Raw genomic sequence first — 7,620 nt, 5'->3', positions numbered from 1 at the left:
CGCCCGCCTGCTGGCCCGCGCCCAGGCCCTGCAGGAGCGGGCCGCGCTGCTGCAGCCGGCGCCGTCGGCCGCCACACTCGCCCTGATCGACGCCAAGCTGGCGCACGAACGCCGGCGCAGCACCCTCCCGGCCCTGCGTCCGGCCCGGCTGGCGCCCGTGCTCGCGGGCTGGCGCGCCGGCGACTACGTCCGGTTCGGGCTCGGCCTGCAGGACGTGCTGCGCGACCTGGCCCAGCCGGTCTGAGCTGCCGCTGCCGCTGCGGCTGCGGCTGCTGCGGCGGCGGTCGCGGTCTCGGCTGCCGTTTTCCGGGCGCGCGGCCCGCTACTCGTGGTAGCGGTGCGGGCTGGGCTGCAGCAGGCTGCGCCAGCTCTTGCCCTGCGCGGCCTTGACCGCGCAGATCAGCAGGAGCAGCCAGCCGAACTCGACCAGCACGGTGCTCTCCGCCGCCGAGGTGACCAGTAGCAGCACCAGGATCAGCGGCGACCACACGTAGACCACCGGGCGCTTGTCCGAGGCGAGCAGCCAGGACCGCCAGAACGCGAGCCCGACCAGGGCGAGGAAGGCGAGCAGGCCGACCAGCCCGACCTGGAAGTAGACGTCGAGGAAGGCGTTCAGCCCGGAGGTGTGCTCCCGCCCGGTCACGAAGTCCAGCCAGCCGTACGGGGTCACCTGGGCCGGCCAGAGCCCGGCCCAGCCCCATCCCTCCAACGGATGCAGCCGGCCCAGACGCCACATTTCGCTCCACAGCGTCGACCGCACCTCGAATTCGCTGCCCGCGTTCAGCAGTTCGGTGATGCGCGCCCGGGCGATGAACCCCGCGATGCCGGCGACCGCGGAGGTGATGAGCAGCCCGATCTGCAGGATCCACCGGCCCTCGGCCGGCGTGTGGCGCAGCCAGTACAGGGCCAGCGCCGCGACCCCCACGAAGAGCGCGACGACCAGCATGACGGGGGAGCGGGTGAGCAGCAGGGCGAAGCCGGCGAGGGCGATCGAGCCGACGCCGATTGACCGGGGGACCGACCGGGACCGCAGCTCGACCACGAAGGTGACCCCGGCGATCAGCGAGACGAGCCCGAACAGGTTGCGGGAGCCGAAGAGGCCCTGCACCGGCCCCAGGGTGGCGATATTGCCCTGGATGCCGAGGAAGGCGATGGGCAGGTCGAGCAGGAGCCCGGACAGCACCTCCAGCGCCAGGGACGCCACGAGCAGAAAGCGCAGCACGTCCCCGGTGGCGCGCACGATCTGGATGGTGTCGCGGGCCAGGGCGATGTAGACGGCCAGGAACGTGAAGGCCAGCTGGTAGAGCACGGCGCTGAGGGTCTCGAACGGGTAGCCCGTCCAGAGCAACGACAGGGCGCACCAGCCCACGAAGACCATGATCGAGATCGGCAGCAGCCCGTGCCAGTCGATGCTGGCCCAGCGGGCGCTGAGCGAGAACGCCGCCAGTGCCACCAGACCGACCAGCACGCCCAGCAGGCCGGGCCAGCCGATCAGGCTGCGCACGGCGTGGGTGCCGAACGCGAAGCCGAGGATGAGCACGGTCAGTGCGGCCGCGAACTTCGGTGACGCGAACAGGCGCGTGAACGGGGCCGGAGCGGCGGGTCGGTTCGCGCGGTAGGTCATGGCTGTTCCACGCTACCGCTCACGGCAGCGTCTGAACGGATGACTGGGCTCTCTTGGTCGTCACGGCGAGCACCACCAGAAGAACCCAGCCGGACTCGATCAGCATCCGGCTCTCGGCGACGCTCTGCGCGAGGAGAGCGGTCAGCAGCAGCAGCGGCAGCAGCGAGGAGACCGTGTACGGCGCAGTGTCGGCAACGGTGCGGCGCGGCCGGTCGACGGCGAGGAGCCAGGACCGCCACAGCGTCGACAGCACCAGGGCGATGAAGATGATCAGGCCGAGGATACCCAGTTGCAGCCAGACGTCGAGCCAGGCGTTGTGGGCCTGCAGGTAGACGACGCCCCGGCGCACCGCGAGACCCTTGAACGGCTCGGCCCACGGCGCCCAGTAGCTCACCCAGCCCCAGCCCTGCACCGGGCGCTGACCGGCCAGGTCGATCACGCTCCGCCAGATGTCCAGGCGGCCGGTGAGGTCCGCGCTCTTGCCCAGCAGCGGCAGGATCCGGGGGGCGAGGGCGGCCAACGCCGCGGACACGGCGACGACGGATGCCGCGGCCGTCAGGTAGACGACGCCTCTCCGGTCCGGGCCGCGGCGACGGGCCAAGAGCGCGAGGCCGAGCACCACGGCCACGACGACGGCGGCGAAGCTGACGGTCGCGGACCGGGTCAGCACCAGGATCAGCACGGCGAGGGACAGCCAGGCCACGCCCCAGCCGCGGCGCACGGTTCCGGCCGCCAGCTGCAGGGCGAAGACGATCACGGCGAGGAGGGCCAGGAAGCCGAGCAGGTTGCGGTTGGCGACGATGCCCTCGATCGGCCCGCCGTGGAAGAGGAGCCCGCGTGACCAGTAGAAGGCCTGCGGCACAGTGTCGGTGCCGTAGTCGACCCAGAACGGGAGCACGGGCTGCCGCACGAAGAGCCCGACGGTCACCTCGAAGACCAGGGACAGCCCGAGCGCCCAGCGCAGGGCCGCGCCGAGGGTGCGCAGAAGTTCGGTCCAGGTCAGGCAGAGGGCGAGGAAGAGTGCGGCGAAGGTGGTCACCCACTGCAGTGTGATGCCGATCAGGGACGCGCCCAGGTAGTTCGTCCAGACCAGCGACAGGGTGGCCAGCCCGAGAAACGCGATCAGCGACTTCGGGAACCGGGGCCACATCCAGTCCGGCTTCAGGCGGACGAGGCCGATGAGGATGCCGGCGCCGATGATCAGAACGATCGCGCCGTAGCCCCACCAGCCGAGCAGGCTGCGCCAGAATTGCCCGGCCAGAACGGAGAAGAACACGAGGGTCGCGAAGGTGCGAACGACGAAACGGCTCTGGACAGAGGGCATGACACTAAGGGTAGTGGCGAGGCGGGGTCACTTTTCGTCACTTTTAATACCCCGGGGGGTATGCTTATCCCGGAGGCACTTGTGAAAACACTCATTGTTGGCGGAGTTGCAGGCGGTATGTCGGCGGCTACGCGATTGCGGCGGCTGGACGAGACGGTTGAAATCATTGTATTCGAACGCGGGCACTATGTGTCATTCGCGAACTGCGGTTTGCCGTATTACGTCGGCGGCGTGATCCAGGACCGCCAGAACCTGCTGCTCCAGACCCCCGCCTCGCTGGCCGCCCGGTTCAACCTGGACGTGCGCGTCGACCACGAGGTGACCGGCATCGACCGCGACGCGAAGACCGTCTCCGTGCGCCACACCCAGACCGGCGTCGAAACCGTGGAGGCCTACGACCGGCTCATCCTCGCGGCCGGCGCGACCGCCCGCACGGGGATCACCCCGGCCGGGCTCGCCACACGCACCCTGCGCACGGTCGACGACGTCGACCACATCGACGCCCTGCTCCGCGACATCACCGGCCCGGCATCCGCCGTGGTGATCGGTGCGGGCTTCATCGGCCTCGAGGCCGTCGAGAACCTCGTGCACCGCGGAGTCGCCGTGACCCTGGTGGAGTTCGGCGCCCAGGTCTTCGGCCCCCTCGACGTCGAAATGGCCGCGCCGGTGCTCGACGAGCTGCGCGCCCGCGGCGTCGACGTGCGGCTGCACAGCACGGTCGTGGCCGCCGCGAACGGGGGAGTCGAGCTCAGCGACGGCACCATCGTGCCCGCCGACCTCGTGATCGACTCCGTCGGTGTCGTCCCCGACACCTCCCTCGCCTCCCGGGCCGGGCTCACCATCGGCGCCAGCGGCGGAATCGAGGTCGACGACACCCAGCAGACGAACGACCCCTCGATCTGGGCCGTCGGCGACGGGGTCGAGAAGATCGACGCCATCAGCGGCCAGGGCACCCTGATCACCATGGCCGGGCTCGCGAACCGGCACGGCCGGGCGACCGCCGACAGCATCGCCGGAACGCCGGAGCCGGCGTCGCCGGCCCTCGGCACCGCCATCGTCGGCGTCTTCGGCCTCACGGCGGCCATGGTCGGCTGGAGCGAGAAACGCCTCGTCGCCCAGGGCCGCGCGCACCGGGTCGTGCACACCCACCCGGCCTCGCACGCCACCTATTACCCGGGTGCCGAGACCATGTCGATGAAGCTCCTGGTGGACCCGGAGTCGGATGCCATCCTGGGCGCCCAGATCATCGGCGGCAGCGGCGTCGACAAGCGCATCGACATCCTGGCGACGGCGATGACGGGCGGGCTGACGGCATCCGCCCTGACCCGCCTCGAACTCGCCTACGCGCCGCAGTACGGCTCGGCGAAGGACCCGATCAACCAGCTCGGCTACGTCGCCGCGAACCTCGCCGCCGGAACGACCCGCAATCTGCAGTGGCACGAGCTGGAGGCCGCCCAGGCGGCCGGCGCCACCCTGGTGGACGTGCGTACGGCCGGCGAATTCGCCGCCGGCAGCATCCCGGGCGCCGTCAACGTGCCCCTGGACGAGCTGCGCGAGCGCCTCGGCGAACTGCCCGCCGGAACCCTGGTCGTGCACTGCCAGGTGGGGCAGCGCGGACACACCGCGGCCCGCATCCTCAGCCAGAACGGCCGGGACGTGCTGAACCTCGACGGCGGCTACCGCACCTGGACGGCCGGCGTCTCCACCCTCACCCCCGCCACCTTCGCCCGAAAGGCCTGATCATGGAACCCGACCAGAACCAGAAGAAGATCGTCAACCGGCTGCGCCGGGCCCAGGGCCAGCTCGGGGCGGTCATCACCGCGGTCGAGGCCGGCGGCAGCTGCAAGGACGTCGTCACCCAGCTCGCCGCCGTATCGAGCGCGCTCGACCGGGCCGGGTTCGTGATCGTGTCGACGGCGATGCGGGAATGCCTCGACAACCCGGATGGGCAGAACTCCCTCACGGTCGACGAGCTGGAGAAGCTCTTCCTCACCCTCTCCTAACCAATTCGACGGAGATTCTTCTGTAAAAGTCCAATTTCGGGCCGTTAGGGTCCGATTTCGGCAAAATCTCCGTCGAATTCGTTCAGGGCGCGGGCGGGAGAGCGGCTCGGGCGGGAGAGGGGCGTGCGGGCTCCCGCCCTCCCGCTCTGCTAGACGAAGGCCGCCTGGCCGGTGATGCTGCGCCCGACGATCAGCGTGTTCATCTCCCTGGTGCCCTCGTACGAGTACACGGCCTCGGCGTCGGCGAAGAAGCGGGCCACGTCATAGTCGAGGACGATGCCGTTCCCGCCGAAGAGTTCGCGGCACCAGGCGACCGTTTCGCGCATCCGTGCCGTCGTGTACAGCTTCGCCAGGGCGGCGTGCTCGTCGCGCTGGCTGCCCTCGTCGAGCATCTGCGACACCCGCACCACCATGCCCAGGCTGGCGGTGATGTTGCCGAGCGACTTCACCAGCAGGTCCTGCACGAGCTGGTGCCCGCCGATCTCCTTGCCGAACTGCACGCGCTCTTTCGCGTAGGCGACCGCGGCCTCGTAGGCGCCGATCGAGGTGCCGACGGCGGCCCAGGCCACCTCGGCCCGGGTCAGGCGCAGCACCTTGGCGGTGTCCCGGAACGAGTTCGCGTTCTGCAGCCGGTTGCGCTCGGGCACGACCACGTTCTCCAGCACGATGTCCGCGTTCTGCACTGCGCGCAGGCTGATCTTGCCGTCGATCTTCGTCGCCGAGTACCCGGCCGTGTCGGTGGGCACGAGGAAGCCCTTCACCATGCCGTCGGCGGTGTCCTTCGCCCAGATGATGGTGATGTCGGAGAAGGTGGCGTTGCCGATCCAGCGCTTCTCCCCGTTGAGCAGCCAGGTGTCGCCGGTTCGGGTCGCCGTGGTGCGCAGCCCCTGGGCCGCGTCGGAGCCGGAGAACGGCTCGGTCAGGCCGAAGGCGCCGACGATCTCGCCCGAAGCCAGCCGCGGCAGCCACTCGTCGCGCTGCTCCTGAGATCCCGTCGCCGCGATCGTGCCGCAGGCCAGCCCGTTCTGCACACCGACGAAGGTGGCGACGGATGCGTCCACCCGGGCGACCTCCAGGGCGACGAAACCGCGGAACACGGCCGAGTTCTCGAACGGGCGGGTCTCGGGCCAGCCGAACGAGTAGGCCCCGAGCTGCGCCAGCGGGCGGATGACCTCAGCCGGGAATTCGGCGCGCTCCCAGCATCCGTTCACGATCGGCCGCACGTCGGACTCGAGGTAGGCGCGCAGATTGGTCAGCGCGGTTTTCTCCTGATCGGTGAGCAGATTCTCGTAGCCGAAGAAGTCGCTGGGAAGTAGCTCGAAGTTCATCTGGTGCTCCATTGCAGAGGGCGACGGCCTCGCTTGCGGCGGTCGGCGAATTCTCGCCAGCCTAGGTGGGCCCCTGGCCTGGCCGAAAGCCCTTGGTAGTTTGGTCTAAACCGAACAGTGCAGGAGCCAACCATGTTTGTGGGCATCACCAATTCGCCGCGGGACTACGCCTGGGGATCGACCACCGCCATCTCCGGACTGCTCGGCTACGCTCCGTCGGGTAAACCGGAGGCCGAGCTCTGGCTGGGCGCGCATCCCGGGTCGCCCTCGCTGATCGTCGACCCGGCCCAGGTCGGCGGGCACCGCACGCTGCTGGACTGGATCACGGCGTCCCCCGAGGTCGCCCTCGGCGCAGCGGCGGCCGCGCACGCGAACGGTTCGCCCGCCGGGTCGGCTCCGCCGCGGCTGCCGTTCCTGCTGAAGGTGCTCGCCGCGCAGAGTCCCCTCTCGCTGCAGGCGCACCCGACCAGTGAGCGTGCGCGCAGCGGCTTCGCCCTGGAGAACGCGGCCGGTATCCCGCAGACCGCGGCCGACCGCAACTACCGCGACCCGTTCCACAAGCCCGAGGTGATCTTCGCCCTGAGCGACACCTTCGAGGCGCTCTGCGGTTTTCGCGAGCTGACCGAGATCCGGCGCATCCTCGGCGAACTCCGGGCGCTCGACGTGGCCTCGGACGACCCGCAGCCCGGCGCCCTCGACGCCCTCGAACGCCACCTGCTCGGACCGGACGCGCTGCGCGACTGCGTCGACTGGCTGCTGCGTGACGGCCGCGGCGGAGACTCCGGCGAGGTGGCCTGGCTGGTCGAACGCGTCGTGCTGCTCGCCGACAGCGCCACGTACCTGGCCGAGGGCGGCGCCATCATCGAGTTCCCGCTCGAGTTCGCCACCGTGCGGGACCTCGCCCGCGCTTACCCGGGAGACCCCGGCATCGTGATCTCCCTGCTGACCAACCGGGTCTCGCTCAAGCGCGGCGAGGTGCTGTATTTGCCGGCCGGCAACATCCACGCCTACCTGTCCGGTCTCGGCGTGGAGTTGATGGCGGCGTCGGACAATGTGCTCCGCGGCGGGCTCAGCCCCAAGCACATCGACGTCGACGAACTGCTCGAGGTGCTCGACTTCACCCCCCTGCCGGTGCCGTATCTGCCGCCGGTATCGACCTCTCCCGGCGTGGACGAGTTCCGGCCGGACGTCGACGACTTCGAACTCGTCCACATCGCGGCCGAGCCGGCTGCGGGTGCGGGCGCTGCTGCCCTTGCTGCGGGGGCTGCTGCGGGCGGTGCGGCGGGCGGTGTGGCTGGCGCTGCGGCTGGCGCTGCGGCTGGCGCTGCGGCGGGCGCGGCT

The 7,620-nt window shown here is 70.3% G+C and carries 6 protein-coding genes and 1 pseudogene; 4 read left to right on the top strand and 3 right to left on the bottom strand.

Translation table 11 applies throughout. From position 1 onward, the window contains the following. Positions 1 to 244: pseudogene (locus E3T42_RS16560) on the top strand (glycosyltransferase family 2 protein); the annotation flags it as partial. Between the two features lie 78 nt (positions 245 to 322). On the opposite strand, the gene E3T42_RS00570 reads toward E3T42_RS16560, so the two are convergent. Then, positions 323 to 1,624, bottom strand: coding sequence for an O-antigen ligase (locus E3T42_RS00570; RefSeq protein ID WP_134367595.1), 1,302 nt, complete (start codon positions 1,622 to 1,624; stop codon positions 323 to 325). Positions 1,625 to 1,643: 19 nt separating this feature from the next. Beyond that, positions 1,644 to 2,948 carry an O-antigen ligase gene (locus E3T42_RS00565; RefSeq protein ID WP_134402269.1) on the bottom strand — a complete coding sequence of 435 codons (1,305 nt, stop codon included), beginning with the start codon at positions 2,946 to 2,948 and terminating at the stop codon, positions 1,644 to 1,646. Between the two features lie 81 nt (positions 2,949 to 3,029). Between E3T42_RS00565 and E3T42_RS00560 the strand changes: the two genes are divergently transcribed. Both E3T42_RS00560 and E3T42_RS00555 read left to right on the top strand, forming a co-directional pair. Then, a complete protein-coding gene (locus E3T42_RS00560) occupies positions 3,030 to 4,688 on the top strand; it encodes an FAD-dependent oxidoreductase (protein WP_134402268.1) in 1,659 nt (552 codons plus the stop codon). A gap of 2 nt (positions 4,689 to 4,690) precedes the next feature. After that, on the top strand, positions 4,691 to 4,951 hold the full coding sequence (locus tag E3T42_RS00555) for a metal-sensitive transcriptional regulator (protein ID WP_134367589.1): 261 nt from the start codon (positions 4,691 to 4,693) through the stop codon (positions 4,949 to 4,951). 149 nt (positions 4,952 to 5,100) lie between these two features. Here E3T42_RS00555 and E3T42_RS00550 read toward each other — a convergent pair whose 3' ends face one another. Beyond that, positions 5,101 to 6,279, bottom strand: coding sequence for an acyl-CoA dehydrogenase family protein (locus E3T42_RS00550; RefSeq protein ID WP_134367587.1), 1,179 nt, complete (start codon positions 6,277 to 6,279; stop codon positions 5,101 to 5,103). 132 nt (positions 6,280 to 6,411) lie between these two features. Between E3T42_RS00550 and manA the strand changes: the two genes are divergently transcribed. Then, positions 6,412 to 7,620, top strand: a 1,209-nt coding sequence (gene manA / locus E3T42_RS00545; protein WP_134402267.1) for a mannose-6-phosphate isomerase, class I, incomplete at its 3' end; no start/stop codon positions are given.

The sequence above is a fragment of the Cryobacterium sp. TMT4-10 genome (assembly GCF_004403275.1).
GTDB classification, from domain to species: domain Bacteria; phylum Actinomycetota; class Actinomycetes; order Actinomycetales; family Microbacteriaceae; genus Cryobacterium; species Cryobacterium shii.
This window is presented reverse-complemented; position numbering and strand designations above follow the sequence as displayed.

Coding starts and splice junctions, on each gene's coding strand:
- E3T42_RS00570 (WP_134367595.1), bottom strand. CDS start 1,624: ATGACCTACCGCGCGAACCGACCCGCCGCTCCGGCCCCGTTCACGCGC.
- E3T42_RS00550 (WP_134367587.1), bottom strand. CDS start 6,279: ATGAACTTCGAGCTACTTCCCAGCGACTTCTTCGGCTACGAGAATCTG.
- E3T42_RS00565 (WP_134402269.1), bottom strand. CDS start 2,948: ATGCCCTCTGTCCAGAGCCGTTTCGTCGTTCGCACCTTCGCGACCCTC.
- E3T42_RS00555 (WP_134367589.1), top strand. CDS start 4,691: ATGGAACCCGACCAGAACCAGAAGAAGATCGTCAACCGGCTGCGCCGG.